This is a genomic window from Frigidibacter sp. RF13, assembly GCF_026626305.1.
Lineage (GTDB): Bacteria > Pseudomonadota > Alphaproteobacteria > Rhodobacterales > Rhodobacteraceae > TMP-24.
Map to the genome: position 1 here is coordinate 181,154 of NZ_JAPNUE010000003.1, position 25,559 is coordinate 206,712.

Consider the following 25,559-nt stretch of genomic DNA (forward strand, 5'->3'; position numbering starts at 1 on the left):
CGCCGGAGGCGCGCCGAGTGGCCCGCGCGGCACGCGCGGGCCGCGAGATGAAAGGCGTGCCGCGCCCTTCTCGGCGCGGCTCCGATGGATCAGGTAGGGCCGGGCCGAAGCACGATGTTTCAGGAGATTTCAACGGCAGGCATGCGATCGGCGGATTTCCGGTGCGCCCCGTTTCCTTCGCCAAGAAAGCACGCTAGACTCGCGTCAAATCAGAGCTGCCGGAAGAGGCGGCCCAGAAGCGAGCAGAGTTATGGAAACCACAACACTTGCCCAGCACGCGGCGGAGATCGATTTCTCCTTGCTCGCGCTTTTCGCGCGCGCCTCGTTCATCGTGAAGATCGTGATGCTGATGCTCACCGTCGCCTCAGTCTGGTCCTGGGCGATCATCGTCCAGAAATTCATCACCTACCGCAAGGCGCGGGCCGAGGCGGGCCTCTTTGATCAGGCCTTCTGGTCGGGTGAGCCTTTGGACGAGCTCTTTGACAAGATCGGATCGGCGCCGCAGGGCGGGTCGGAGGCGATCTTCGCCTCCGGCATGATCGAATGGCGCCGCAGCCACCGGCAGGATGGCGCCTTGATCGCGGGCGCGCAGGCGCGGATCGACCGGTCGATGGATGTGGCGATCCAGAAAGAGACCGAGGATCTGACGCGCGGCCTGCCGTTCCTTGCGACCGTGGGCTCCACGGCTCCCTTCATCGGGCTCTTCGGCACGGTCTGGGGGATCAAGGTCGCCTTCGAGCAGATTGCGATCAGCCAGAATACCTCGCTCGCCGTCGTTGCCCCCGGCATCGCCGAGGCGCTGGTCGCGACCGCGCTTGGCCTGCTCGCGGCGATCCCGGCCGTCATCTTCTACAACAAGCTTTCGACCGACAGCGACCGGATCATCGGCGGCTACGAGGCCTTTGCCGACGAATTCGCCACCATCCTGTCGCGCCAGTTGGACGCCTGAGCCATGGGCGCGGGGGTGATGAAGCGCGGAGGCGGGGGCGGACGGCGCCGCCGTGGCTCGCGCGGCAAGACGGCGGTGATGAGCGAGATCAACGTCACGCCCTTCGTGGACGTGATGCTGGTGCTTCTGATCATCTTCATGGTGGCGGCACCTTTGCTGACCGTTGGCGTGCCGCTTGAACTGCCGAAGACGGCGGCGAAGGCGGTCCCGACAGAGCAGGAGGAACCGTTGACCATCTCGGTGCAAGTCGATGGCACGATCTCCATCCAGAACACGCCGATTGCCGAGGGCGAGCTGATTGCCAAATTGCAGGCCATCGCCGCCGAGCGGCAGGACGACAAGCTCTTTCTGCGCGCCGACGGCGCCATCCCGTACGAGCGGGTGGTGCAGGTGATGGGGGCGCTGAACAATGGCGGCTTTTCCAACATCACGCTCGTCACCGACGGCGGCGGGCCGTCGATGAACGGCGCGGGCCCGGATCAGAACGGCGGCTGAGATGCTGGAGAGATGGCTTCCAGAGGACCGGGCGATGCGCATCGGTCTTTACGTCTCGGGGGCGGCGCATCTGGCGCTGATCCTCTGGGCGCTTCTGGGGGGCATCTTCTTTACGCCGGAACCGGCGGCGGCGCCGATTGCCACCAATGTCTCGCTGATGTCCTCGGCGGAATTTGCCGAGTTGGAGGGCAGAAAGCCCACGGCGGCCGAGGAGAGCCCGCCCCAGCCGTCGGCGCCCGAGGCGAGTGTCGCGCCGCCCGCGAAGCCCAAGCCCGAGACGAAGCCCGAGCAGCAGCCCGCGCCCGATGTGACGCCGCCCGAACCTGAACAGCCGCCGGAGGTCGAGGAAACCCAGGTGGCCGAGGCCGAGGTGACCGACGCGCCGCCCGAGGAAACCACGGCGCCGACGCCCGACAGCCTGTCGCAGATCCCCGATCAACCGACCGAGAAACCGCAACCGAAGGCCGCCGAGATCGTCGCGCCCAATCCCTCGCCCGATACGCCGCCCGAAACCACGACCTCGGACACGGTGACAGAAGCGACGACGGCCGAACCCGCCCCCGAGGCGACGCCCGAGCCCCCGACCGAGGAGGCCGCGCCCAAGGATACCGGTGAGGTGCTCCTGACCGAGGACAACAAGGACAAGAAGCCGGAGACCGCCGCGCCCGCGACCTCGCCGCGCCCGCAGAAGAAGCCCGAGAAGAAGCCGGAAGAGCCGAAACCCGCGCCGGTGGAAACGGCGGAAGCGACGCCCGAGGCGCCTGCCGACGAGCCGAGCGTGAATGCCGACGATGCTGTTGCGGCGGCTTTGGGCGAAGCTTTGTCGGGTGAGGCTTCCGAAGAGCCCAAGCCGGGGACCGGCGCCGCCGATCAGGGCCCGCCTCTGACAAGCGGGGAGAAGGACGCGCTGATCGTCGCGGTGAAGCAGTGCTGGAATGTCGGTTCCCTGTCGACAGATGCTTTGAGCACAATTGTGACTGTCTCGGTCTCGATGGGTCAGGATGGCAAGCCCGATAGCGGCTCGATCCGGATGATCGGTGTCGAAGGCGGCACCGATGCCTCGGCCCAGCAAGCCTTCGAGGCTGGGCGTCGTGCCATTATCCGCTGTGCGAAGAATGGCTACGCTTTGCCGCCAGAGAAATACGAGCAGTGGAAAGAGATCGAGATTACCTTCGATCCGAACAAGATGAGGCTCCGTTGATGGCGCAGATGGCGGGAATTTCCTCTCGCGGCAGCGGGCGGACTATGGCAGGCAGAAAGAAGACCGGCAGAGCCGGCAGAGCGAAGGGGCATTGGTAATGCGGTTGAGTGGCGGACTGAAGGGCATGATGTCGGCGGCACTGCTGGGAGCGGTTTGCTGGGCTGCGCCCGCGACGGCGGAACCTTTGCGCATCACGATCGAGGATGGCGTGATCGAGCCTTTGCCCTTCGCCGCACCTACTTTCATCGACGAAGGCGGCGCGGGCGATATCGCGCGGGCGATGACGGATGTGATCGCGGCCGACCTGCAGGGAACGGGGCTTTTCGCGCAAATCCCGGCGGGCGCCTTTATCAGCCAGGTCACCAGTTTCGACGCGCCTGTCTCTTACGCCGACTGGAAGGCGATCAATGCACAGGCGCTGATCGTAGGGGCGGTGTCGAACAGCGGCGGGCGGATCAATGTGAAGTTCAACCTGCACGACGTCTTTTCGGACACGACGCTGGGCGACGGGTTGCAGTTCGGCGGTGGCGAGGGAGACTGGCGGCGGATCGCGCACAAGGTGGCCGATCAGATCTATAGCCGGATCACCGGCGAAGGCCCCTATTTCGACAGCCGGGTGGTGTTCGTTTCTGAAAGCGGGCCGAAGGATGCGCGGCAGAAGCAGCTCGCCATCATGGATTACGACGGGGCGAACGTTCAGTATCTGACCGATGCCTCCGCAATTGTTCTGGCGCCGCGTTTCTCGGCCGCCGGAGACCGCATTCTGTATACCTCGTTTGAAACCGGCTTTCCCCGGATCAAGCTGATGGACCTCGCCACGCTGCAATCGCGCGCCATTGCCGATCTGCAGGGCAACATGACGTTTGCACCGCGCTTCTCGCCCGATGGCGATACAGTGGTGTTTTCGCTGGAAAATGGCGGTAATACAGACCTTTACGCGATGTCGCTGTCCTCGGGCCAGACAACGCAGCTGACCAACGCGCCCTCGATCGAGACGGCGCCCTCCTTCAGCCCCGATGGCAGCCAGATCGCCTTTGAAAGCGACCGCTCGGGCAACCAGCAGATCTATATCATGCCGGTCTCGGGCGGCGAGCCCGTGCGCGTGTCCTCGGGCGAGGGGCGCTATTCCACGCCGGTCTGGTCGCCGCGCGGCGATCTTGTGGCCTTCACCAAGCAGAACGGCGGGCGGTTCCATATCGGCGTGATGCGCACCGACGGCAGCGAGGAGCGGCTTCTGACCGCCTCCTACCTCGACGAGGGACCGACCTGGGCGCCGAACGGGCGGGTGATCATGTTCACCCGCGAAAGCCCCGGTGCGGCAGGCTCGGCGCAGCTCTATTCGGTCGATATCTCGGGCCGCGCGCTGAGACAGGTGCCGACGGTCGGTGCAGCCTCCGACCCGGCCTGGTCGCCCCTCTTGCCGTGAGGCGAAGGGGCGTTTCCAAGCGCGAAACGGGATGATAGATTGAAGGCAACCTTCGGGCAGACAAAAAAAGAGGCGGAGCAGATGAACAGACTTTCCCTGATGATCCTGATGGTCGGCGCGTTGGCGCTGGCTGCCTGTAACAACCCCCAGCGCGGCTTTGGCGCGGGTGGTGCCGGTGGCCAGGGCGGCGCAGGCGCGGGCGGCATCACCTCGGGCGCGCTTGGCGATCCGAACGACCCCAATTCGGTGGCCTATTTCAATCAGCGGATCGGCGATACGGTGCGTTTCGCGGTCGATCAGTCGACCCTGACGCCCGAGGCGCAGGCGACCTTGACCGCGCAGGCGCAGTGGCTGAACAGCCATCCCTCCGCGACCGCGATCATCGAAGGCCATGCCGACGAACAGGGCACGCGGGAATATAACCTCGCCCTCGGCGCCCGCCGGGCGAGCGCGGTGCAGCAATATCTGATCGCGCAGGGCGTGGCCGGGACAAGGCTGAAGACCGTGTCCTACGGCAAGGAACGCCCTCTTGCGGTCTGTTCGGAAGAGAGCTGCTTTGCGCAGAACCGTCGCTCGGTCACGGTGATCGGCGCGGGCGCGGGCGTCTGAGGTCGGCGTGGCGATGAAAGCCCTTTTCGCAAGACCCTTGCTGCTGGCGGCCGCACTGGCCGCCAGCGGTGTTATGGCGCAGGACAAGGCCGAAAGCCTTGCCCAGATGCGCGCCGAACTGCAGGTGCTCGCGGGCCAGCTGCAAAGCCTGCGGTCCGAGCTGGTTGCGGGCGGGCAGGCGGCGATTCAGGCGGCGGGCGGCCCGAGCGCGCTTGACCGGATGAACGCGATGGAGGCGGAATTGTCGCGGCTGACGGCGGCGACCGAGCAATTGCAGATCCGGATCGAGAAGGCGGTGGCCGACGGCACCAACCGGGTGGGCGACCTCGAGTTTCGCATCTGCGAGCTGGAAGAGGGCTGCGATCCGGCGAACCTGCCGATCACGGCGTCGATCGGCGGGGATGCGGGGGCTGCACCCGTTGCAGGCGGAGGGGCGGTGACGCCCGCGCCGAGTGCCACGCCGGATGCGCCCAAGGTTGAACTTGCGCTGAACGAGCAGGCCGATTTCGACGGGGCGAAGGCCAAGCTTGATGCGGGCGACTATCCCGGCGCCTCGCTTGGGTTCGCGCAATTCGTGGCGAATTATCCGGGCGGACCGCTGACCGGCGAGGCACAATTCCTGCAGGGCGAGGCGCTGGGTCATACCGGCGACGCGGCAGGATCGGCGCGTGCCTATCTGGCGGCCTTCTCGGGCGACCCCACCGGGCCGCGCGCGCCTGCCTCGCTTCTGAGACTGGGCGCCGCGCTCGGGCTGCTTGGCCAGACGCAGGATGCCTGCGTGACGCTGAACGAAGTGCCCGTGCGTTTCCCGCAGGCGCCGGAAGCGGCGGAAGCTCAGTCCACCATGCAAAAGCTTGGATGCCAGTGACGGATCAGGCGGAGCTCGCGACGCTCGTCCGGACCTTCTTTACGCCCAGCCCGCCCGCGCGGCTGGGCGTTGCCGTTTCCGGCGGTGGGGATTCTGTCGCGTTGCTGCATCTGCTGAATGACTGGCGGCTGGAGGGCGGGCCCGACCTCGCGGTGGTGACTGTTGATCATGGACTGAGGCCCGAGGCGGCGGCGGAGGCCGCCGGGGTGGCGGCGGCGGCGAAGGTGCTTGGGCTGCCGCACAGAATTCTCAAATGGGAGTGCGGAGAGGAGAGCGGCAACCTGCCCGACCGCGCGCGGCGGGCGCGCTACGGGCTGATTGCCGACTGGGCGAAGGCGGTGGGGATCGGGACAGTGGCGCTTGGCCATACCGCCGACGATCAGGCCGAGACGCTTTTGATGCGGCTGGCGCGCGGGTCGGGGGTGGACGGGCTCTCGGGCATGGCCGCCGCCCGGGATCATCGGGGTGTGCGCTGGGCCAGGCCGCTTCTGGAGGCGCGGCGGGCGGCGCTGCGCGCCTTTCTTCTGTCGCGCCGGGTGAGCTGGATCGAGGATCCGACGAACGAGGACGCGACCTATGACCGGGTGAAGGCGCGGGCGGCGCTCGCGGCGCTTGCGCCGCTTGGCGTCACAGTCGAGGGTCTTGTGGAGACGGCAGGGCGGATGGCGATGGCGCGGGCGGCGCTGGCTGCGGCTGCCGTGGCGCTGGCAAGACGCGCGGCGCGGGTCGAGGCGGGCGACGTGATCCTTGAGAGAGAGGCGCTGGCGGGTGCGGCGGAAGAGGTGCGCTACCGGCTGTTTGCACAGGCGCTGATGCTTATCTCGGGCGCTGACTACCGCCCGCGCTTTGAGGCACTGAAAGCGGCCTGCGCCACGGCGCTGGACGGAACGCGGGCGACCTTGTCGGGCTGCATCATCCTGCCGAGGAAAGGGGGCCTGCATATCACGCGCGAACCGGCGGCGGTGGCGGATGTGACGGCGCACCCCGGCGAGGTCTGGGACGGGCGATGGCGCCTGATCGGCCCGAGCGAGCCGGGACAGGAACTGCGCGCCTTGGGCGAGGCCGGGCTTGCCGAATGCCCCGGCTGGCGAGCGACAGGACTGCCGCGACCGTCGCTGTTGGCATCGCCCGCGGTCTGGCAGGGCGACCATCTGATCGCCGCGCCGCTGGCCGGACGGGCCGAAGGATGGGCGGCAGAGTGCCTTTATGACCGCACAAGCCTCGTTCATGGCTTAATCGTGCATTGAACCCGGCCCGCTAATCTCTATTTTAGTCAGGAACTGCGTGGTGGCCCCCGGGATGCTCCGGCCGACCCGGCCCCGCGCGAGAAGATAACTGGAGGCTTCCTTGGGCAACGCGAGAAATATCGCCTTCTGGGTCGTGCTGTTCGTCTTGATCCTGGCGCTGTTCAACCTGTTCAGCGGCAATCAGGCAAACCTGAGTGCTCGTACCCTGTCTTATTCGGACTTCATCCAGAAGGTCGATGCGGGCGATGTGAAGAGCGTGACGATCGACGGCGAGCAGCTGATCGTGAAGACCGGCGACGGCAGCCAGTGGGTGACGATCAAACCCGAGGGCGAGGAGTTGAACAATCAGCTGGTTGAGCGGCTGATCGACAAGAAGGTCGATGTCGTCGCCGAAAAGCAAAGCCAGTCGGGCTTCATGTCGCTCTTTGGCGTTTGGCTGCCGTTCATCGTGCTGATCGGCGTCTGGGTGTTCTTCATGAACCGGATGCAGGGCGGCGGCAAGGGCGGGGCCATGGGCTTTGGCAAGTCTCGCGCCAAGCTCTTGACCGAAAAGCAGGGGCGCGTGACCTTTGACGATGTCGCGGGCATCGACGAGGCCAAGGAAGAGCTGGAAGAGATTGTCGAGTTCCTGAGGAACCCGCAGAAATTCTCGCGCCTTGGCGGCAAGATTCCGAAGGGCGCTTTGCTCGTCGGTCCTCCGGGCACCGGTAAGACGCTTTTGGCCCGCGCGATTGCGGGCGAGGCGGGGGTGCCTTTCTTCACCATCTCTGGCTCCGACTTCGTGGAAATGTTCGTGGGCGTCGGTGCAAGCCGGGTGCGCGACATGTTCGAACAGGCCAAGAAGAACGCGCCCTGCATCGTTTTCATCGACGAGATCGACGCGGTCGGCCGGTCGCGCGGCGTGGGCATCGGCGGTGGCAATGACGAACGCGAACAGACGCTGAACCAGCTTCTGGTCGAGATGGACGGGTTCGAGGCCAATGAGGGGATCATCATTGTCGCGGCGACGAACCGCAAGGATGTGCTGGACCCAGCACTTCTGCGCCCCGGCCGCTTCGACCGCCAGATCCATGTGCCGAACCCCGACATCAAGGGGCGCGAAAAGATCCTGACCGTCCATGCCCGCAAGGTGCCGCTGGGTCCCGACGTCGACCTTCGCCTGATCGCGCGCGGCTCGCCCGGGTTTTCCGGCGCCGATCTCGCGAACCTCGTGAACGAGGCGGCGCTGATGGCCGCGCGTGTCGGGCGCCGGTTCGTGACGATGGACGATTTCGAGAATGCCAAGGACAAGGTGATGATGGGGGTCGAGCGTCGGTCGATGGTGCTGACGCCCGAGCAGAAGGAGATGACCGCCTATCATGAGGCCGGTCATGCCATCGTCGGCATGGAACTGCCGCTGTGCGACCCGGTCTACAAGGCGACGATCATCCCGCGCGGTCAGGCGCTTGGCATGGTGGTCAGCCTGCCCGAGATGGACCGGCTGAACTATCACAAGGACGAGGCCAAGCAGAAGATCGCCATGACCATGGCGGGCAAGGCGGCCGAGATCATCAAATGGGGCGAGGAACGCGTTTCGAACGGCCCGGCGGGCGACATCCAGCAGGCCTCTGCGATCGCGCGGGCGATGGTGATGCGCTGGGGCATGTCCGACAAGGTTGGCAATATCGACTATGCCGAGGCGCATGAGGGCTATCATGGCCAGACGCCGGGCTTCTCGATTTCAGCCAAGACCAAGGAGCTGATCGAGGGCGAGGTGAAGCGCCTGATCGAGGAAGGCTACGAGGCGGCGCGCAAGATCCTGCTGGCGAAGTCGGAGGCGTTCGAGCGGCTGGCCAAGGGCCTCCTGGAATATGAGACCCTGACCGGCGACGAGATCCGCAAGGTCGTGGCCGGCCAGCCCTTGGGCGGTGACGACGGCGACAGCGGCGGCGAGGCGCAACCGGTGACGATGGTGCCCAAGGCCGGCAAGCCCAAGGCACCGAAGGCGGGCGGGATGGAACCCGAGCCGTCGGCCTGACCGGGGGGAGGGCAATGGCGGACTGGAACCCTGACGCCTACGCCCGTTTCCGTGACCTGCGGCTGCGCCCGGCGCTCGATCTGATTGACCGGGTGCCGGACCTGCCCGAGGGGGCGATCATTGATCTTGGTTGCGGTGACGGCGCGGTCGGGCCGGAACTGGCGCGGCGCTGGCCGGGGCGCGGGGTTGTTGGTGTCGACGCCTCGCCCGCCATGCTGGCGAAAGCGGCCGAGACGGGCCACTATGCGCGGCTTGTAGAGGCGGATGCGGGGACCTGGGCGCCCGATGTGCCGCCCGCGCTGATCTTTTCCAATGCCGCGCTGCACTGGCTGCCCGATCACGGCACGCTTCTGCCGCGGCTTGCGGGGTACCTCGCGCCCGGAGGCTCGCTTGCCGTGCAGATGCCGCGCCAGTATGGTGCGCCGTCGCACCGGTTTCTGAGGGATTTCGCCGCCGACATGTTCCCCGGCCGCTTCGACTTGTCGGGCTGGCAGGCGCCGGTGGCGCCGCCGGTCGAGTACGCCCGGATGCTGTCGCCCTTGGGTGAGGTGAATGTCTGGGAAAGTGACTATGTGCAGCGCCTTGCCGCTTCGAAGGACGGCCATCCGGTGCGCCGCTTCACCGAATCCACTGCGATGAGGCCCTTCGTCGAGAAGCTGGACGAGAGCGAGGCCCGCGATTTTGTCGCGCGCTACGAGGCGGCGCTTGCCTCTGCCTATCCGGCGGAAGAGGACGGGTCGGTTCTCTTCCCCTTCCGCCGCCTGTTCCTGATCGTCACGAGGTAAGATGCCCGCCCTTGTTCCAACCAACCATGTCGGCACAATCACCTGGCTCGGCCGTATGGCCCACCGCGACCGCCCGGAACTGGACAGCGTGGCGCTGAGCGAGATGGTCCTGACCTTCGCGGGCGAAGCGGGCGATTGCCATGCGGGGCTGACGCGGCCCTCCTGCAGCCGGGTGAAAAGCCAGTATCCGGTCGGGACGGAAATCCGCAATACGAGGCAACTGTCGCTGGTCTCTGCCGAGGAACTGGCGGAGATTGCCCGGACCTTGGGGCTTGAGGTGGTCGATCCGGCCTGGCTTGGCGCATCGGTCGTCATCTCCGGCCTGCCCGATTTCAGTCATCTGCCGCCCTCCGCCCGGCTGCAGGCAGAAAGTGGCGCGACGATGGTCGTAGACATGCAGAACCGGCCCTGCCAGTTTCCGGCCCGCACGATCGAGGCCGCCCGCCCCGGCCATGGAAAGGCCTTCAAACCGGCGGCCGAGGGGCGGCGCGGCGTGACCGCCTGGGTCGAGCGCGAGGGCCTGTTGAAGCTCGGCGACCGGGTGTACCTGCATATTCCCGACCAGCGCGCCTGGGCAGCGGACAGCGCCGCGAAGGCCGCCGGATAGAGAAACAGGCCCTTGGCGATTCCCGACTGGAAAATGTCGGAAATCATCCGTATCCCATCGTGTGCCGGGGCTAGAACCTTTCGCAAAGGCCGGTGCCCGGACTGCGCCCGCCGCCGTGATCAGAGGAGAGATCCATGGGTTTCAAGACCGATATCGAGATTGCCCGCGAGGCGAGGAAGAAGCCGATCATGGAGATCGGCGCCAAGCTCGGCATCCCGGCGGAGCATCTTCTGCCCTACGGCCATGACAAGGCCAAGGTGAGCCAGGAGTTCATCCGCTCGCTGGAAAGCAAAAAGGACGGCAAGCTGATCCTTGTAACGGCGATCAACCCCACGCCCGCGGGCGAGGGCAAGACCACGACCACCGTGGGCCTTGGCGACGGTCTGAACCGGATCGGCAAGAAAGCGGTGATCTGTATCCGCGAAGCTTCGCTCGGGCCCAACTTCGGCATGAAGGGCGGCGCGGCTGGCGGCGGTTACGCCCAGGTCGTGCCGATGGAGGAGATGAACCTTCATTTCACCGGCGATTTCCACGCGATCACTTCGGCCCATAACCTGCTGTCGGCGATGATCGACAACCATATCTACTGGGGCAACGACCTCGACATCGACGAGCGTCGTGTGTCCTGGCGCCGGGTGATGGACATGAACGACCGCGCGCTGCGCGACATCGTCGTGTCGCTTGGTGGGGTTGCGAACGGCTTCCCGCGCCAGACAGGTTTCGACATCACTGTGGCGTCCGAGGTCATGGCGATCCTCTGCCTGTCGAAGGACCTCGAAGACCTGCAGAAGCGTCTGGGCGACATCGTCATCGGCTACACCCGCGCGAAGAAGCCGGTCTATTGCCGCGATGTGAAGGCAGACGGCGCGATGACCGTCCTTCTGAAGGACGCGATGCAGCCGAACCTGGTGCAGACGCTGGAAAACAACCCGGCCTTCGTCCATGGCGGCCCGTTTGCGAACATCGCGCATGGCTGCAACTCGGTCATCGCGACGAAGACCGCGCTGAAGCTTGGCGACTATGTCGTGACCGAAGCGGGCTTCGGGGCCGACCTTGGCGCCGAGAAGTTCTTCGACATCAAATGCCGCAAGGCGGGGCTGAAACCCTCGGCCGCTGTCATCGTCGCGACCGTCCGCGCGATGAAGATGAACGGCGGCGTCGCCAAGGCCGATCTAGGTGCGGAGAATGTCGACGCCGTGAAGAAGGGCTGTCCGAACCTCGGCCGCCATATCGCCAACGTGAAATCGTTCGGCGTGCCGGTCGTGGTGGCGATCAACCATTTCTATTCCGACACCGACGCCGAAGTGCAGGCGGTGAAGGATTATGTGGCTGCCCAGGGCGCCGAGGCGATCCTGTGCAAGCACTGGGCGAACGGTTCGGCCGGGATCGAGGATCTGGCAAAGAAGGTCGTGAGCCTTGCCGAGGGCGGTTCGGCCAATTTCGCGCCGCTCTACCCCGACGAGATGAGCCTGTTCCAGAAGATCGAGACCGTCGCCAAGCGCATCTACCATGCCGACGAGGTTCTGGCCGACAAGTCGATCCGCGACCAACTGAAGGCCTGGGAAGAGGCGGGTTATGGCCATTTCCCGGTCTGCATGGCCAAGACCCAGTACAGCTTCACCACCGACCCGAACCGCCGCGGTGCGCCCACGGGGCATTCGGTGCCGGTCCGCGAAGTCCGGCTTTCCGCCGGCGCAGGCTTCATCGTGGTGATCTGCGGCGAGATCATGACGATGCCGGGCCTGCCCAAGGTGCCCTCGGCCGAGGTGATCAAGCTGAACGCCGAAGGCAATGTTGAGGGGCTGTTCTGAGCCGGTCCGACATGGAATAACCCTCAGGCGCCCTCCAGCATCATCTCTGGGGGGCGCCTGTTTCATCCCGAGGCCCCGGGATCAGGAAAGAGGAACGAGATGACTGCCAAAGTGATTGACGGCAAGGCCTTCGCGGCGAAGGTGCGGGCGCAGGTAGCGGACCATGTGGCGCGGCTGAAGGCCGAAAATGGCCTGACCCCTGGCTTGGCCGTGGTGCTTGTGGGCGAGGATCCCGCCAGCCAGGTCTATGTCTCGTCGAAAGGCAAGATGACCGTCGAAGTCGGCATGAACTCTTTCGAACATAAGCTGCCTGCCGATACGTCGGAGGCGGACCTCGTCGCGCTGATCAAATCGCTGAATGCGGATGCCAAAGTTCACGGTATTCTTGTGCAACTGCCGCTGCCGTCGCATCTGAACTCCGACCTCGTCATCAACACGATCGACCCGGCCAAGGATGTGGACGGGTTCCATATCTCGAACGTCGGCCTTCTGGGTACAGGGCAGAAGTCGATGGTGCCCTGCACGCCGCTCGGTTGCCTGATGATGCTGCGCGACTATCACGGGTCGCTCGCGGGGATGAACGCGGTCGTCGTTGGCCGCTCGAACATCGTCGGCAAGCCGATGGCGCAGCTTCTGCTGGGTGACAGCTGCACGGTGACGATTGCCCATTCGAAGACCAGGGATCTGGCGGCGGTCTGCCGTCAGGCCGATATCCTGGTGGCGGCGGTCGGACGGCCTGAAATGGTCACCGGCGATTATGTGAAGCCCGGCGCCACCGTGATCGACGTGGGCATCAACCGGATCGAGCGCGACGGCAAGGCCAAGCTGGTGGGTGACGCCCATTATGATAGCTGCGCCGCCGTGGCGGGGGCCATCACGCCGGTTCCGGGCGGGGTCGGGCCGATGACCATCGCCTGCCTTCTGGCCAATACGCTGACGGCCGCCTGCCGGGCGAACGGGCTGCCCGAGCCGAAGGGTCTGACGGCCTGAGGATCAGAACGGGACCGGGCGGGCCACCTGCCCGGTCAGGACCGCGAGCGCCCTTTCAGCAAAGAGCGCGCGCAGTTCAGGCGTTTCCGCCGCCATTCCGCCCGTGTAGGTGCCATAGGCTGGCAGGATGACCCGGGCGTGGTCGGTCAGGAAGGCCGGCCGCGCCTGTCCGGCCAGCCGGACCTTCGGGTGGTAATGGCCCGATACCTCGCCCGTTGCCCCCGGCAGGGCGATATGGCGGAAAGTCAGGGGGCCGATGGCCAGCTCGGCCAGATGTTCGCCGCCCAGATCGACCGGCCCCGGGTCATGATTGCCCGCGATCCAAATCCAGCGCCGCCCCGCCTTCATCCGTGCGAGCCACAGCGCGTCCGCCTCTGGCAGGGCGCTGGCAGCGAGATCGTCGAAGGAATCGCCCAGGCAGATGGCCGTCCGCGCCCCGGTGCGGTCGAGGTCGGCGTCGAGCCGCGCCAGCGTATCCACCGTCTCATAGGGCGGGATCAACGCGCCGCCGCGCCGGGCGTATCTTTCCGAGCGGCCGAGATGCAGGTCGGAAACCACAAGCAACGCTTCGGCGGACCAGAACAGCGCGCCCGAAGGCAGTGCCGTCAGCCGCACACCCTGAAGATCGAAATCGAAACCACCGATGTCCTTCATTGTGGCGCAAATATCCACGGGGGGCGCCCCGGATGCAATCCGGGGCGGTCGGGGGGCAGTCAGCCCCCCGCCTTCGCACGGGAAAGGCCGGCCTCGGCCATCAGCCGCTCTGCCGCCTCTTCCAGCAGCCGCTCGCGCGCGGTGCCGAAGACCGGCACCTTGCCGACCTCGAAGAGGAGGGGTGCGGCAAAGGGGGTGACGTGATCCAGCCGTCGGGTGCGGATACGGGCACCGGTGCGGTTGATCATCGTCTCGATCCGGGCGAAATCGACCATGCCGCGCATCGCCTCCTCGCGCGTGACCTTCAGCATCAGATGGTCGGGATCGTATTTGCGGAGCGTGTCGTAGAGGATGTCGGTCGAAAAGGTCGCCTGCCGCCCGCTCTTCCTTTGCCCCGGATGGTTGCGCGGCGTGAGGCCTGCGACGATTGCCACATTGCGGAAGGTGCGTTTCATCACCGCATTGCCGGCAAGCCACTCCTCCAGCCCTGCGCGGAGACGCGGCAGATCAAAGAGCGGCGTGGGGTCGGTGACCGGATCGAGACCCCAGATGAGTGTGGCGTAGTCGGTGGCGACGAAGCCGAGGGGATGCAGGCCATCTTCTTCCATCCGTTTTGTGAGGAGGAGGCCAAGTGTCTGCTGGGCATTGCGTCCCGCAAACCCGTAGATGCAGAGATATTCGCGTTCCTCGGCGGGGAAGCTTTCGATCAGAAGTTCGCCTTCGCGTGGCAATTCCGAGCGTTCGCGTTGCAGGCGCAGCCAGTCAGAAGTGTGATCCGGCAGGTCCGGCCATGCGGGCTGGGCCATGATCGCGAGCATCCGAGCGCAAAGCTCGGTCGAGGTCGAGAATTTCGTGCCCGAAAAGACCGCGACCTTCGGCTCGCGGCCGCGTTCTCGGCTGACCTCGACGGTCAGTTCGCGCAGGCCCTCGTAGCGCACCACCTCGCCGCCGATCAGAAACGTGTCGCCGGGGGTGAGAGAAGCCGCGAAAGCCTCTTCGACCTCGCCCAGGGGCTTGGCGCCGAACCGCGCCTTCAGCGCGACTTTCAGAAGTTCGGACGAGGTGATGGTGCCCACATTCATGCGGATCATTTGTGCCGCGCGCGGGTCGCGCAGCTGCCAGCGGCCATCCTTCAGCATCAGCCGCTGCCATTTGTCATAGGCTTTCAGCGCGTAGCCCCCGGTGGCGCAGAAATCGAGGCAGGCGTCGAATTCGGCGCGGGTCAGACCGGCGTAGGGACCGGCTGCTATGACCTCTGCAAATAACTCGTCCGCATCGAATGGCGCGGCGCAGGCGGCAATCAGGATGTGCTGGCAGAGCACATCCTTCGGACCCGGCCCGCGCGGCTCGCCGTCAAGGTCATGGGCGCGGACCGCCTGCAGGGCAGCCTCGCATTCGACCACCTCCCAGCGGTTCGCGGGCACCAGGAGCGCCTTCGACGGCGCATTGTAGCGGTGGTTCGCGCGGCCGATCCGCTGGACAAGGCGCTTGACGTTCTTCGGGGCGCCGACCTGGATCACCAGATCGACATCGCCCCAGTCGATGCCCAAATCGAGCGAGCCCGTGCAGACGATGGCGCGCAAGGACCCCGCCACCATCGCCGCCTCGACCCTCACGCGCGCCTCGCGGGCGAGAGAGCCGTGGTGGATAGCAATGGGCAGTGCGTCCTCGTTCTGCAGCCAGAGGTGATGAAAGAAAATTTCGGCCTGGGCGCGGGTGTTGTGGAAGATGAGCGTGGTTTTGTGGCGCCTGACCTCGTTCAGGATCGCCGGGATCGCATAGCGCCCGCCGCCGCCCGACCAGGGGGGTGGTTCTTCGGTGACCAGCATCGAGATGTCGGGGTCAGGGCCGGGGTCGGCGGCGACGATCGGGCAGGGGGCAGGGTGGGGGGCGAGGAAGCGGGCGATGGCGCCGGGGTCGTCGACCGTCGCCGACAGGCCCACCCGGCGCAGGCCCGGGCAGAGGGACTGCAGGCGCGACAGGCACAGCATCAGTTGATCGCCGCGCTTCGATTCCGCGAGCGCATGGATCTCATCGACGATCACCCGACTGAGGCCCGCGAAGGTGCGGGCGGCGTCAGGGTAGCTGAGCATCAGCGCCAGGCTTTCGGGCGTGGTCAAGAGGATATGCGGCGGATCGGCACGCTGGCGCTGGCGCTTCTGGTGCGATGTGTCGCCGGTGCGGTCCTCAATGCGGACAGGCAGGTCCATTTCCTCGACGGGGCGGGAGAGATTGCGGCGGATGTCGGCGGCCAGCGCTTTCAGGGGCGAGATGTAGAGGGTGTGCAGGCCCTTGTGCGTGCTGCCCGCCAGCTCGACCAAAGTCGGCAGGAAGCCCGCGAGGGTCTTGCCGCCGCCCGTGGGCGCGAGGAGCAGCAGCGCGGGCTCGCCCGCGCGGGCGAGGAGCGCCTGCTGATGGGGATGGACCTGCCAGCCCCGGGCGGCGAACCAGTCTGAAAAGGGGGCGGGCAGCGCGGTCATGCAGCGACGATAGGCTGGCGCCTTGCCTCTGGCCAGAGGGGCTGCTCCTCGTCAGGCTTTCGCCTGCGCGTCGTGGGCGCGCCCCGGCGAAGAGCGGGCGCAAGCCCGACGATGAGCCGTCAGTGCAGGTGGCGCGGACGGATGGCGAGCGCGCCCGGCAGATGGGTCGGCGGCGTCAGATGAGCGCCGGTCAGCGCCTTGTCGAGCGCCGATTCCACCGTCTTGACCAGCACCTCGCCCGCATTGTCCTCAGGGAGTGCCCTTGGCATCAGGGCGGCGGGATCGAAGAGCCCGTCGGCAGCGCTTGGCCCGAAGGTGGCGCGCAGGAAAGGCAGCATCCTTTGTTCGTCGATCCCCTGTGCCTCGGCCCAGCCAAGCGCGCTGCGTGTGATCGCCGAAGAGGCGGCGGCTAGACAATCCTGCAGGGCCTTTGCGGCCATCGCCGTGCCATAGTCGCCCATCCTGACCGCCGACCCGGCCATTGCGGCGAATAGCGGGGAGAGCGCGTCGAGCGTGTCTACAGGGCCTCCGAGCAGCAGCGTCACCTGACCGCCGTCGGCCAGGCGCTGCGCGCCGATCACCGGCGCGTCGATCAGGGTCACATGTTTCGCGATCCGGCCACGCAGTGCCCGGACATAGCGCGGCGAGAGGGTCGAGAGGATGATGATCGTTCTGAGCGAAGGGAGGGCCTTTGCGAGGCGCTCTTCCTCGAAAAGAAGCCGCTCGCTCTCCATCAGGTCGCGCGGCATGAAGAGAAGGGTCTCGACCGCCTCGTCCCCCGACTGCGCCGGACGCGCGACGGGCCAGCCGCCATCCCGCAGGCGGGCGGCAAGAAAAGGCAGGGCGGAATGCGTGCCGGCAGCAGCAATCGAAGACATCAATGAACGATCTTTTCTTCCTTGACGAACATGTTCGCCCAGGCGCGGTCGATCAATTCCGGCGTCATCTGGTAAGGGATGCCTTCGAAATTGCAGATCGAAATCATTTGGTCGATCAGGAAGACCGGCTGGTAATTGGCATATTCGTTGTTGATGGTGGGATATTTGACTTTCAAAAGGTGAAGCAGAGCCTTCTCGTCCAAAGGCATCTTCTTCTTCTTCGCGACCATGGCGAAGATTTTCAGGAAGTTTTCCTGGTTCGGCCCGTCGATCTTGATCTTGAAGAAGATCCGGCGAAGGGCCGCCTTGTCGAAGATGTCGTTGGGGTGGAAGTTCGTCGAGAAGATCACAAGCGTGTCGAAGGGCACTTCGAATTTCTCGCCCGATTGCAGCGCGAGGATGTCGCGCGATTCTTCAAGCGGCACGATCCAGCGGTTGACGATCTTCTGCGGCGGCTCGGCCTGACGGCCAAGGTCGTCGATGATGAAGACGCCGCCGGTGGCCTTGAGCTGCAGCGAGCCGGTGTAGGTCCGTGCCGTCGGGTTGTAGGTGAGGTCGAGCATGTCGAGCGAGAGTTCACCGCCCGTGATCACGGTCGGGCGTTCGCAGAGCACATAGCGCGTGTCGAACCGGCCGGAAGAGCGGCGCAGGCTCGTCGGGTCATCCTCGAACGATTGCGCGGCGGAATGGACGATCGGGTCATAGACGGTGATCACCTGACCGGCATATTCGATGGCGCGCGGCACATAGATCTTGTCGCCGAGCGCGTCGCGGATCCCGTTCGAGATCGAGGATTTGCCGTTGCCGGGCGGGCCGTACATGAGGATCGAGCGGCCCGAGCCCACAGCGGGCCCGAGATGGTCAAGCAATTCATCCGGCAGGATCAGGTGGCCCATGGCGCCGGTGAGTTGCTGGCGCGTCATCTGGATATTGCGGATCGACTGTTTCTTGACCTGTTCGCGGTACATCTCGAGCGGCACCGGCATGGCGCCGTAATATTCCGACTGTGCCAGCGCATCGAGCGCGCGGGCCTTGCCCGCATCGGTCAGCTGATAGCCCATCTCGCCGCCCGAATTGGCATGAAGCGTGCCGGTCGCTTCCAGCAGGCGCTGGCTGCGGCACAGGTCGATCAGTTCCTGGGTAAGGCCGATCGGCAGGCAGATCTGGCGCGCGATCTCGCTCGCCTGATCAATATTCATGCGGAAGATGGTTTTCAGAACCACATCGCGCATCATCACCGTGTTCAGCCCGGTCTCGGCCAGCGACTTGGGCTGTGCCGGCGCGATGACGTTGGTGACCTGCATGTTCATTGCACTCTGCCCGTGTTCGTGCGCCCCCGGCACGCACCGTCCGACTCAGGGGCGGTGGCGGGCCTCGCGCAAAAGATTTCCAATGGCGAGACTGGCGGGCTAATGTGGCCAAAAAAGGGAAGATCGGGCGGGAAATTTGGGCATGAGAAGATTTGACTGGCGCGGGCTGACACTCCTGCTTCTGGCCGTCGTTCTGGTGATGGGCGGCCTGCCGTTCCTGAAGGGGGCCTTCTATATCGGCAAGCACGAGGGCGATACGCTTCATCTGGCGGAAATCGTGCTTCGCATGGCGGCGGGCGAATGGCCGCATCTGGATTTCATGACGCCGATCGGCCTATTCGCCACCGCGCCCATCGCGCTGTTCGTGAAGGCGGGCTGGGGGTTCGGGCATGCGATCTTCCTCGCCCAGCTTCTGGTGGCGCTTGTGCTTCTGCCCACCACCGTCTGGGTGGTATCACGGCGGATCGAGCCCCTGACCGGGCGCGCGGCGGCCTGGGCCTATGGCGCGCTGGTGATGGCTCTCTGCCTCGCGCTCGTCCATGGCGAATCCGAGATCAGCATCTCGATCTCGATGCATTACAACCGCTGGGCCTGGGCTATCGCTTTCCTGATCGTGCCGCTGGTGGTGCTGGACCGGGTGGCCGAGCCGACCGGCTGGGATCGGCGTCTTGACGGCGCGCTGATCGGGGCCGGGGTGGCGGCGCTGGTCATGATCAAGATGACCTATGCGGTCGCGCTGTTCCCCGGCCTGTTGATCGGGCTGATCGCCCGGCGATGGTGGGTGGAGGTGGCGTTTGCGGTGATCGCCGGTCTTGTCGTCTTTGGCATCGTGACGCTACTCGCCGGACCGGCCTTCTGGCTCGCCTATCTGCGCGACCTTGCGATCGTTTCAGCGTCCGACGTCCGGCCGATGCCGGGCAAGGATTTCGGCACTATCGCCGCCGCGCCTGCCTATCTTGGCGGCACGATCGCGCTTTTCGCGCTGGTGATCTTTCTCAGGCAGGCGGGCCGGGATGCGGCGGGGGTGGCGCTTCTCTTCCTTGCGCCCGGGTTTCTCTACATCACCTACCAGAATTACGGTAACGATCCGCAATGGCTGGCGCTCACCGCGGTGATCGGCCTCGGCCTGCGGCCTGCGGCGGGTCTGGTGAACGGCTTGGGCTGGGACCTGCGGAAGGGGATGGGTGTTGCGGCCTTGGCGCTGCTCTGCTTCGGCCTGCCCTCGGCGCTAAACCTCGCCTACAGCCCGCTCAGGCATCTGGCGCAGGCGACCGCAAAGACCCGGCCGCTTCTGTCGAGACTGCCGCAGCATGGCGACGTGCTGACCGAGCAAGGCCGTATCTACAAGGTTTCCCAGACGGTCGCGGCGGACGGGCCGGGTACACCCTTTGCCCTTTACCTCCCGCTCGCCGGAGCGCGGGATGTTGCCGTCCTGAATGGCGAGAGCCTGCCGGAGTGCGAAACCGGGGGCGGGTTCGCGGCCTGGTTCGAGACTTTGGCGCGCGATCTGGAAGGGGCGGGCTATGCGGGCAAGCGCATTTTCATCGCCGACCTGTTCGCCCAGCTTTGGATGTACGGACCCTTCGAGCCGATCAAAGGCGCCGCACCCTGGTATTATGGCGATCTGCCGGGGATCGAGAACGCCGACTACATTCTGGTGCCGGAGTGCCCGCTTTATGAAAAGGCGCGATACGGCATCCTGAAATCGCTGAAAGAGGGCGGCTATGTCCTGACCGAAGAGCGACGGACGCCGCTCTACCGGCTCATGAGGCTTGCTACCCAGTCGTGAACCGGCGGCAGCGCCACGAAACTGAGGTAGAAGACGAAGGTCGCGACGAGCGCGAGGCCGAAGGGAAACTTCTCGGTCAGCCAGTTCTTGCCGCGCTTCCACGAGGCCCAGTCGGGCGTTGCGCGCACGACTGCCGGGATGGCGCGAAGCGTCCGGTGGGCGACAAGAGCGGCAATCGCGAAGACTGAAAGCGAGACGAGGATCACGCCCAGATGGTTCGGGAAGACGAAGGGCGCGGCGGCGGCGGCGAATTTCGCGTCACCCGCCCCGACAGGGGCGCGCATCGCGTAAAGGATATAGCCGACGAAGTAGACCACGACCGCATTCACCCAGCGCCAGGCCCAGGCCTCGAACGGGAAGAGCAGCACGCCCGCAACAAGCCAGACCGCCGCCAGCGCATAGACGGCGCGGTTGGGGATCTTCATGTGCTTGAGGTCGGAAAAGAAGGCCCAGAGCGCGATGGGCAGCGTCAGCACCAAAAGGATCATATAGGCGCGCTGGATCTCTTCGACAGGCATGTTCAGCATCGGCTCAGCCCTTCGTCACATTGGCGTCAAGCGTATCGAGGGCGCGCTGGGCTTCCTCGAAATATTGCGGGGCTGTATCGACCGCCTCTTGCAGAAGCGTCCGGCCGATCGTCACATCGCCCTGCTTGATGGCGCTGAGGGCGGCCGTATAGAGAAGCTGCGCGCGTTCGGCCTGGGTCATCGACACAATCGGCATGTCGTACTTGCGCTGCGCCGAACGGGCGAGGACGAGGTTGTTCTTGGTGGTGAAGACCGACGGATCGTAGGTCAGAGCCTGGGTGAAAAGCTTCTCGGCCCCGGCATAATCGCCGCGCGTGAGTTTTGAGAAGCCCCAGTTGTTCAGAAGCCCCGACGGCTTCGTTGTCATGCCGAAGGCGGTTTCATAGAAACTGTCGGCCTTCTTCCATTTCTTGTTGGCATCGGCGACCATCGCTTCCAGCCGGTAGCGCTCGTAGGTCTCGTGCGTCGGCGGTACCTGGTTCAGGACCGCCTCCGCCTCTTTCCACTGATTGTTGCGGATAAGCGCGTCGGCAAGCTCCACCCGGTCATCGTTCGTTGCGCCGGGCATCGCGATCACCTCGCGCCAGGTCTGCGCGCCTTCGAGCGGCTTCTTGGCGCGGACGAGCGACTTGGCCAGTCCGCGCCGATAGTCGATGTTCTCGGGATTGGTGGCAGTGGCGTTAGTGAAATAGGAGACCGCCTCGTCGGGATTGGCCGCCTGCAGCATCAGCGCATTCAGGCCTGCCTGATCGGATTCTGTGAATTCCTTCAAGGCCTTGGCAGCTTCCTTGCTGCGATCCTGCTGGCAGGCTGACAGGGCGAATGCCCCCGCGATGCAGAGGGAGATCAGAACCGGGTGGCGCATTTTCTGCGTCCTTTGCTCGTTGCCTCAGTTGTTGGTGAGAAGCAGATAAGTGCCGTTCCCACGCCTCACCAGCGAGAACTTCGTCTCTTCTGGCTCATCATAGGTGGGATTGTTGAGTTTTGCGAGCGCCCGGCGCAGATTCTCGCGGATTTCGTCCGATTGGCCACTGTCGAGCGCGAAGGCGGTCTTGAAGACGAGGCTCGCTTCGGCGACTTCGCCTTTTTCCATCAGCACGACACCCAGATTGTTCCAGGCCGGCACGAATGTCTCGTCGACCTCGATCGCCTGCCTCAGGATGCGTTCCGCTTGTCCGAGCCGGCCAAGCTTGAGGTCGGCGGAGCCAATGGCGGACAGGACATCGACCGTCGGTCCCTTTTCTGCCGCGCCGCGATGATAGGCCTTGAGCGCAAGTTCATACTCGCCCGCCTCCATCAGCCGGTGGCCAACGATGAGGCCATCGACGGAGTCTTCGCCGCGCGCCACGCCGGGTGCATAGGGATTGTCCTTCTTCGGCGCCAAAAGGCCGCCTGCCGATTGGCAGGCGGCCAGAAGGCCGATCAGGGCGGCCAGGCCGAGCTTCGTACGGGTCATCCGTCCTACAATTTGAAATTCGCGAACAGCTGCATCATATCGTAGACAGACGGGCCGACAAGGATCATCAGAAGTGGCGGCACGGTGAACATCATCGTGCCGAGCGTCATTTTCGTGGGCAACTTGTTCGCGGCTTCCTCGGCGCGCATCACGCGCTTGTCACGCATTTCGCCGGCATAGACCCGGAGCGCTTCGGCGATCGATGTACCGAATTGCTGTGATTGAATCATCACGGTCACGAACGAGGCGACATCCTGCACGCCCGATCTTTCGGCGAAGCCCTTCAGAACCGTGGGCTTATCCTTGCCCGCCTTCACCTCTTGCGAGACGATCTCCAGCTCCTCGCCAAGCGCGGGATAGCCCGTCTTTAGTTCTTTCGAGACGCGGATGATGCCTTGGTCGAGTGACTGACCGGCTTCGACGCAAACCAGAAGCATGTCGAGCGCATCGGGGAAGCCGTTCTGGATCTCAGCCTGACGGGCATCGACCCGGCGCTGCACCCAATATTTGGGGAAGTAGTAACCGAGGCATCCCGGGCCGATCACATACATGGCGAGTTTGGTCGTGGAGACATCAGCCGAACCTGCCTGCGTCAGCGCATATATGACGCCAAGGACAAGGAAGATGATGCCAAGCATGAACTGGATCGCATGGAATGTGCGCACCGCATGTTTGCCGCGATAGCCTGCGCGCGTCATCTGCAGACGTGCTGCGCTCATCTCTTCTTGGCTTTTCGGTTCTAGGAAGGTGGCGAACTTGTCGAGTTTGGCACCCCCGCCGGCGCTGGCGCGCAGCTTCTTCGGCTTGCCGTCCTTGGCCGTCGTGACGGTCGCGCCCTGCGGTTTCGCCATATCGCGGAACTTCGACAGCGGGTCGACCGTCTTCTTGAGAAGTACGGGCAGCACGGCTGCGATCAGGCCGATGCCGAGGAAACCGACGACGATCAGCGGCCCGAGGGGCCCAAGCGTATCGGTGAGCAGTTGATTCAACGCTTCCATCGCTGCCTCAGACTTTGATGTTGGTCATGATTTTCATGAAGATGATGTTCACCGCGAGGAAGGTGAACACGATGAGCGCCGCCGGGATGAAATAGGGCGTGTCCCTCACGGTGTCGAAATAGTCGGGCTTCGTCACCTGGATGATCACCAGAACGCCCAAGGGGAAGCCCGACAGGAACATGCCCGACCATTTCGCCTCGGCGGTGATGGCGCGGACCCGGCGGAAGAGCCGGAAGCGGGCGCGGATAACCTTGGCTAGACCGTCGAGGATCTCGGCGAGGTTGCCGCCCGACTGGCTCTGGATCGTCACGGCGACGGCAAGAAAGCGGAGGTCCTGCATGTCGATCCGTTCGGCGAGGTCTTTCAGGGATTCGGTGATCTCGCGGCCATAGGCCGCCTCGTCGGCGATCATGCCGAACTCGGTGCCAAGGGGATCGGGGATCTCTTTCGCAACGATCTGGATCGCGGCCGAAAACGGGTGGCCGACGCGGAGGCTTCGGACCATGAGTTCCACGGCCTCGGGCAATTGCTCCTCGATCAAGTCGATGCGCTTCTTGGCCTTCTTGTTGACCCAGAAGAAAACCGCGCCCACCCCCATGATGATGGAAACAGCGATGCGGATCGGCAGGGAGGCGGCGGTGCCGATCGTCAGGCCGAGGAAGGCCACGACCGCCAGAAGCGCCATCACCCCCATCAGCGCTTGCGGCGAGAAGGCGATATTGGCCTTCTGCGCCTTCTTGGCGAGCAGTGAATAGAGCGGAATGCCGGTGGCGCGCAGGTGTTGGCTGGCTTCCTTGCGGAGCTGTTCCAGCACCTTCTCGCGCTGCCCGCCCTTTTCCAGAAGGGCAAGGCGGCGGCTGACCTTCGAATTCAGCGAAATCGACTTGCCGAAGGCGACAAGGTAGATGCCTTCGACGAGGAAGAGCACAGCAACGAAGATCAGGCCATAGATGATTGGGGTCGGGCTGATGATCATGGCGCTTACTCCGCCGCTACGGGTTCATAGATCGAGGGGGGCAGGTCATAGCCCCACTGCTTGAAGCGGTCGGCATAGGCAGAGCGCACGCCGGTCGCGGTGAAACGGCCAATGATCTTGCCTTCGGGCGTCAGGCCCAGCCGCTCGTAGCGGAAAATCTCCTGCATCGAGATGACCTCGCCTTCCATCCCGGTAATCTCGGTGACAGACGTCATGCGGCGGGAGCCGTCCTGCAGACGCGAGGCCTGCACGATCAGGTTCACAGCGCTGGCGATCTGGCTGCGCACCGCTTTCAGCGGCATCTCGATACCGGCCATGGCGACCATGTTTTCCAGACGCGATATGCCGTCGCGGGCGGAGTTGGCGTGGATCGTCGTCATCGACCCGTCGTGGCCGGTGTTCATGGCCTGCAGCATGTCGATGACTTCCTCGCCGCGGGTTTCGCCGACGATGATGCGGTCAGGACGCATACGAAGCGCGTTCCGCAGACAGTCGCGCTGGGTGACGGCACCCTTGCCCTCGACGTTCGCCGGGCGGCTTTCCATCCGGCCCACATGGACCTGCTGCAACTGAAGTTCGGCCGTGTCTTCGATGGTCAGGATGCGTTCGGCATTGTCGATGAAAGAGGAAAGCGCGTTCAGCGTTGTCGTCTTACCCGAACCCGTACCGCCAGAAACGATGACGTTCAGACGCGTGGCGACGGCGGCCTGAAGATAGGCGGCCATCTCTTCGGTGAACGCGCCGAAACGGACGAGATCGTCGACGCCCAGCTTGTCCTTCTTGAACTTCCGGATTGAGACCAGCGATCCATCGACCGCGATCGGCGGCACCATACAGTTGAAACGTGATCCGTCCGCCAGACGGGCGTCGCAATAGGGGTTCGATTCATCGACGCGGCGACCCACGGCCGACACGATCTTGTCGATGATGCGCAAGAGGTGGCGTTCATCCTTGAAGGTGATGTCGGTCAGCTGCAGCTTGCCCGCGCGTTCGACGAAGATCTGCCGGGGGCCGTTCACGAGAATATCGTTGACCGTCTCGTCCTTCAGGAGCGGCTCCAGGGGCCCGAGGCCCATGACTTCGTCGTAAAGTTCCTGATGGAGCGTTGCGCGTTCGTCCTTGTTCAGGACGACGCTCAGCTCCTCAAGCGCCTCGGCGGAAATCGCGCTGATTTCCTGCTTGAGGTCCTGCTCGGTCGCATGTTCCAGCGCCGAGAGGTTGAGGTTGTCGAGCAACCTTTTGTGCAGCTCGACCTTGATCTCGCCCATCCGCTCACGGCGCTTGCGGTCCTTGTCGGCCGCCGTGACCTGCGCTGGCTGGGCGCCCGCCGCGCCGGGGCGGCGCATGGATACGGTCTGGGCGGCGGCCTGAGGCGCGGCCTGCGCGGTGGCTGGGGCAGGTCCCGCCGCCTGTTGCGTGGTGGCCTGATCGGGCTTCTTGAAACGCGAAAACATTGTCTTCCCCCGGGGGTCAGTCGGTCACGTCG

At 64.9% G+C, this 25,559-nt stretch carries 23 protein-coding genes; 13 read left to right on the forward strand and 10 right to left on the reverse strand.

Annotated features, from left to right (window positions below; genetic code table 11):
- The first annotated feature begins 250 nt into the window (after window positions 1–250).
- The 12 genes from tolQ (at window position 251) to folD (ending at window position 13,005) form a co-directional block, all read left to right on the forward strand.
- Window positions 251–949 carry a protein TolQ gene (tolQ, locus tag OU426_RS08955; RefSeq protein ID WP_267633597.1) on the forward strand — a complete coding sequence of 233 codons (699 nt, stop codon included), beginning with the start codon at window positions 251–253 and terminating at the stop codon, window positions 947–949.
- 3 nt (window positions 950–952) lie between these two features.
- A complete protein-coding gene (gene tolR, locus OU426_RS08960) occupies window positions 953–1,444 on the forward strand; it encodes a protein TolR (protein WP_267633598.1) in 492 nt (163 codons plus the stop codon).
- 1 nt (window position 1,445) lies between these two features.
- The gene (tolA, locus tag OU426_RS08965; RefSeq protein ID WP_267633599.1) at window positions 1,446–2,645 is read left to right on the forward strand and encodes a cell envelope integrity protein TolA; all 1,200 of its coding nucleotides are present in this window, start codon (window positions 1,446–1,448) and stop codon (window positions 2,643–2,645) included.
- 97 nt (window positions 2,646–2,742) lie between these two features.
- Window positions 2,743–4,071 (forward strand): Tol-Pal system beta propeller repeat protein TolB, encoded by a 1,329-nt coding sequence (tolB, locus tag OU426_RS08970; RefSeq protein ID WP_420712580.1) that lies wholly within the window; start codon window positions 2,743–2,745, stop codon window positions 4,069–4,071.
- An 81-nt stretch (window positions 4,072–4,152) separates the two neighbouring features.
- Window positions 4,153–4,680: a peptidoglycan-associated lipoprotein Pal gene (pal, locus tag OU426_RS08975; protein ID WP_267633600.1), complete on the forward strand. Its 528-nt coding sequence runs from the start codon at window positions 4,153–4,155 to the stop codon at window positions 4,678–4,680.
- A 13-nt stretch (window positions 4,681–4,693) separates the two neighbouring features.
- Window positions 4,694–5,548 (forward strand): tol-pal system protein YbgF, encoded by an 855-nt coding sequence (gene ybgF, locus OU426_RS08980; RefSeq protein ID WP_267633601.1) that lies wholly within the window; start codon window positions 4,694–4,696, stop codon window positions 5,546–5,548.
- Complete coding sequence (gene tilS, locus OU426_RS08985) at window positions 5,539–6,795, forward strand: tRNA lysidine(34) synthetase TilS (RefSeq protein ID WP_267633602.1); 1,257 nt, start codon at window positions 5,539–5,541, stop codon at window positions 6,793–6,795. The genes ybgF and tilS overlap by 10 nt, the downstream gene beginning before the upstream one ends.
- 100 nt (window positions 6,796–6,895) lie before the next feature.
- A complete protein-coding gene (ftsH, locus tag OU426_RS08990; RefSeq protein WP_267633603.1) occupies window positions 6,896–8,812 on the forward strand; it encodes an ATP-dependent zinc metalloprotease FtsH in 1,917 nt (638 codons plus the stop codon).
- Window positions 8,813–8,826: 14 nt separating this feature from the next.
- Window positions 8,827–9,597 carry a methyltransferase domain-containing protein gene (locus OU426_RS08995; protein ID WP_267633604.1) on the forward strand — a complete coding sequence of 257 codons (771 nt, stop codon included), beginning with the start codon at window positions 8,827–8,829 and terminating at the stop codon, window positions 9,595–9,597.
- A 1-nt stretch (window position 9,598) separates the two neighbouring features.
- The gene (locus OU426_RS09000; RefSeq protein ID WP_267633605.1) at window positions 9,599–10,204 is read left to right on the forward strand and encodes an MOSC domain-containing protein; all 606 of its coding nucleotides are present in this window, start codon (window positions 9,599–9,601) and stop codon (window positions 10,202–10,204) included.
- Window positions 10,205–10,338: 134 nt separating this feature from the next.
- Window positions 10,339–12,015, forward strand: a complete 1,677-nt coding sequence (locus OU426_RS09005; protein ID WP_267633606.1) for a formate--tetrahydrofolate ligase — start codon at window positions 10,339–10,341, stop codon at window positions 12,013–12,015.
- A gap of 99 nt (window positions 12,016–12,114) precedes the next feature.
- Complete coding sequence (gene folD, locus OU426_RS09010; protein ID WP_267633607.1) at window positions 12,115–13,005, forward strand: bifunctional methylenetetrahydrofolate dehydrogenase/methenyltetrahydrofolate cyclohydrolase FolD; 891 nt, start codon at window positions 12,115–12,117, stop codon at window positions 13,003–13,005.
- Between the two features lie 3 nt (window positions 13,006–13,008).
- Here the strand turns inward: folD and pdeM are convergent, their stop codons facing one another.
- The 4 genes from pdeM to OU426_RS09030 form a co-directional block, all read right to left on the reverse strand.
- Window positions 13,009–13,650 (reverse strand): ligase-associated DNA damage response endonuclease PdeM, encoded by a 642-nt coding sequence (gene pdeM / locus OU426_RS09015; protein WP_324289809.1) that lies wholly within the window; start codon window positions 13,648–13,650, stop codon window positions 13,009–13,011.
- Window positions 13,651–13,718: 68 nt separating this feature from the next.
- Window positions 13,719–16,139 carry a ligase-associated DNA damage response DEXH box helicase gene (locus OU426_RS09020; protein WP_267633609.1) on the reverse strand — a complete coding sequence of 807 codons (2,421 nt, stop codon included), beginning with the start codon at window positions 16,137–16,139 and terminating at the stop codon, window positions 13,719–13,721.
- A gap of 119 nt (window positions 16,140–16,258) precedes the next feature.
- On the reverse strand, window positions 16,259–17,017 hold the full coding sequence (locus OU426_RS09025) for an NAD(P)-binding domain-containing protein (protein WP_267633610.1): 759 nt from the start codon (window positions 17,015–17,017) through the stop codon (window positions 16,259–16,261).
- Entirely contained in the window at window positions 17,017–18,327 is a 1,311-nt protein-coding gene (locus OU426_RS09030) for a DUF8689 domain-containing protein (protein ID WP_267633611.1), read from the reverse strand. The genes OU426_RS09025 and OU426_RS09030 overlap by 1 nt, the downstream gene beginning before the upstream one ends.
- A 142-nt stretch (window positions 18,328–18,469) precedes the next feature.
- On the opposite strand from OU426_RS09030, the gene OU426_RS09035 reads away from it, so the two are divergent.
- Complete coding sequence (locus tag OU426_RS09035; protein ID WP_267633612.1) at window positions 18,470–20,116, forward strand: hypothetical protein; 1,647 nt, start codon at window positions 18,470–18,472, stop codon at window positions 20,114–20,116.
- Here OU426_RS09035 and OU426_RS09040 read toward each other — a convergent pair.
- Genes OU426_RS09040 through OU426_RS09065 form a run of 6 tightly spaced genes read right to left on the reverse strand, consistent with a single transcriptional unit; the run spans window position 20,083 to window position 25,527 of the window.
- Complete coding sequence (locus tag OU426_RS09040; protein ID WP_267633613.1) at window positions 20,083–20,643, reverse strand: prepilin peptidase; 561 nt, start codon at window positions 20,641–20,643, stop codon at window positions 20,083–20,085. The genes OU426_RS09035 and OU426_RS09040 overlap by 34 nt on opposite strands.
- Window positions 20,644–20,647: 4 nt before the next feature.
- Complete coding sequence (locus OU426_RS09045) at window positions 20,648–21,508, reverse strand: tetratricopeptide repeat protein (RefSeq protein WP_267633614.1); 861 nt, start codon at window positions 21,506–21,508, stop codon at window positions 20,648–20,650.
- A 24-nt stretch (window positions 21,509–21,532) separates the two neighbouring features.
- Window positions 21,533–22,099 carry a tetratricopeptide repeat protein gene (locus OU426_RS09050; protein ID WP_267633615.1) on the reverse strand — a complete coding sequence of 189 codons (567 nt, stop codon included), beginning with the start codon at window positions 22,097–22,099 and terminating at the stop codon, window positions 21,533–21,535.
- A 5-nt stretch (window positions 22,100–22,104) separates the two neighbouring features.
- Window positions 22,105–23,097 (reverse strand): type II secretion system F family protein, encoded by a 993-nt coding sequence (locus tag OU426_RS09055; protein WP_267633616.1) that lies wholly within the window; start codon window positions 23,095–23,097, stop codon window positions 22,105–22,107.
- Between the two features lie 7 nt (window positions 23,098–23,104).
- Window positions 23,105–24,073 carry a type II secretion system F family protein gene (locus OU426_RS09060; protein ID WP_267633617.1) on the reverse strand — a complete coding sequence of 323 codons (969 nt, stop codon included), beginning with the start codon at window positions 24,071–24,073 and terminating at the stop codon, window positions 23,105–23,107.
- Window positions 24,074–24,078: 5 nt separating this feature from the next.
- Window positions 24,079–25,527: a TadA family conjugal transfer-associated ATPase gene (locus OU426_RS09065; RefSeq protein WP_267633618.1), complete on the reverse strand. Its 1,449-nt coding sequence runs from the start codon at window positions 25,525–25,527 to the stop codon at window positions 24,079–24,081.
- Between the last annotated feature and the right edge of the window lie 32 nt (window positions 25,528–25,559).

Bases quoted from the DNA above. Each gene is read 5' to 3' on its own strand.
- tolQ (WP_267633597.1), top strand. From the start codon at position 251: ATGGAAACCACAACACTTGCCCAGCACGCGGCGGAGATCGATTTCTCC.
- tolR (WP_267633598.1), top strand. From the start codon at position 953: ATGGGCGCGGGGGTGATGAAGCGCGGAGGCGGGGGCGGACGGCGCCGC.
- tolA (WP_267633599.1), top strand. From the start codon at position 1,446: ATGCTGGAGAGATGGCTTCCAGAGGACCGGGCGATGCGCATCGGTCTT.
- tolB (WP_420712580.1), top strand. From the start codon at position 2,743: ATGCGGTTGAGTGGCGGACTGAAGGGCATGATGTCGGCGGCACTGCTG.
- pal (WP_267633600.1), top strand. From the start codon at position 4,153: ATGAACAGACTTTCCCTGATGATCCTGATGGTCGGCGCGTTGGCGCTG.
- ybgF (WP_267633601.1), top strand. From the start codon at position 4,694: ATGAAAGCCCTTTTCGCAAGACCCTTGCTGCTGGCGGCCGCACTGGCC.
- tilS (WP_267633602.1), top strand. From the start codon at position 5,539: ATGCCAGTGACGGATCAGGCGGAGCTCGCGACGCTCGTCCGGACCTTC.
- OU426_RS08995 (WP_267633604.1), top strand. From the start codon at position 8,827: ATGGCGGACTGGAACCCTGACGCCTACGCCCGTTTCCGTGACCTGCGG.
- OU426_RS09000 (WP_267633605.1), top strand. From the start codon at position 9,599: ATGCCCGCCCTTGTTCCAACCAACCATGTCGGCACAATCACCTGGCTC.
- OU426_RS09005 (WP_267633606.1), top strand. From the start codon at position 10,339: ATGGGTTTCAAGACCGATATCGAGATTGCCCGCGAGGCGAGGAAGAAG.
- folD (WP_267633607.1), top strand. From the start codon at position 12,115: ATGACTGCCAAAGTGATTGACGGCAAGGCCTTCGCGGCGAAGGTGCGG.
- OU426_RS09020 (WP_267633609.1), bottom strand. From the start codon at position 16,139: ATGACCGCGCTGCCCGCCCCCTTTTCAGACTGGTTCGCCGCCCGGGGC.
- OU426_RS09025 (WP_267633610.1), bottom strand. From the start codon at position 17,017: ATGTCTTCGATTGCTGCTGCCGGCACGCATTCCGCCCTGCCTTTTCTT.
- OU426_RS09030 (WP_267633611.1), bottom strand. From the start codon at position 18,327: ATGAACATGCAGGTCACCAACGTCATCGCGCCGGCACAGCCCAAGTCG.
- OU426_RS09035 (WP_267633612.1), top strand. From the start codon at position 18,470: ATGAGAAGATTTGACTGGCGCGGGCTGACACTCCTGCTTCTGGCCGTC.
- OU426_RS09040 (WP_267633613.1), bottom strand. From the start codon at position 20,643: ATGCTGAACATGCCTGTCGAAGAGATCCAGCGCGCCTATATGATCCTT.
- OU426_RS09045 (WP_267633614.1), bottom strand. From the start codon at position 21,508: ATGCGCCACCCGGTTCTGATCTCCCTCTGCATCGCGGGGGCATTCGCC.
- OU426_RS09050 (WP_267633615.1), bottom strand. From the start codon at position 22,099: ATGACCCGTACGAAGCTCGGCCTGGCCGCCCTGATCGGCCTTCTGGCC.
- OU426_RS09055 (WP_267633616.1), bottom strand. From the start codon at position 23,097: ATGGAAGCGTTGAATCAACTGCTCACCGATACGCTTGGGCCCCTCGGG.
- OU426_RS09060 (WP_267633617.1), bottom strand. From the start codon at position 24,073: ATGATCATCAGCCCGACCCCAATCATCTATGGCCTGATCTTCGTTGCT.
- OU426_RS09065 (WP_267633618.1), bottom strand. From the start codon at position 25,527: ATGTTTTCGCGTTTCAAGAAGCCCGATCAGGCCACCACGCAACAGGCG.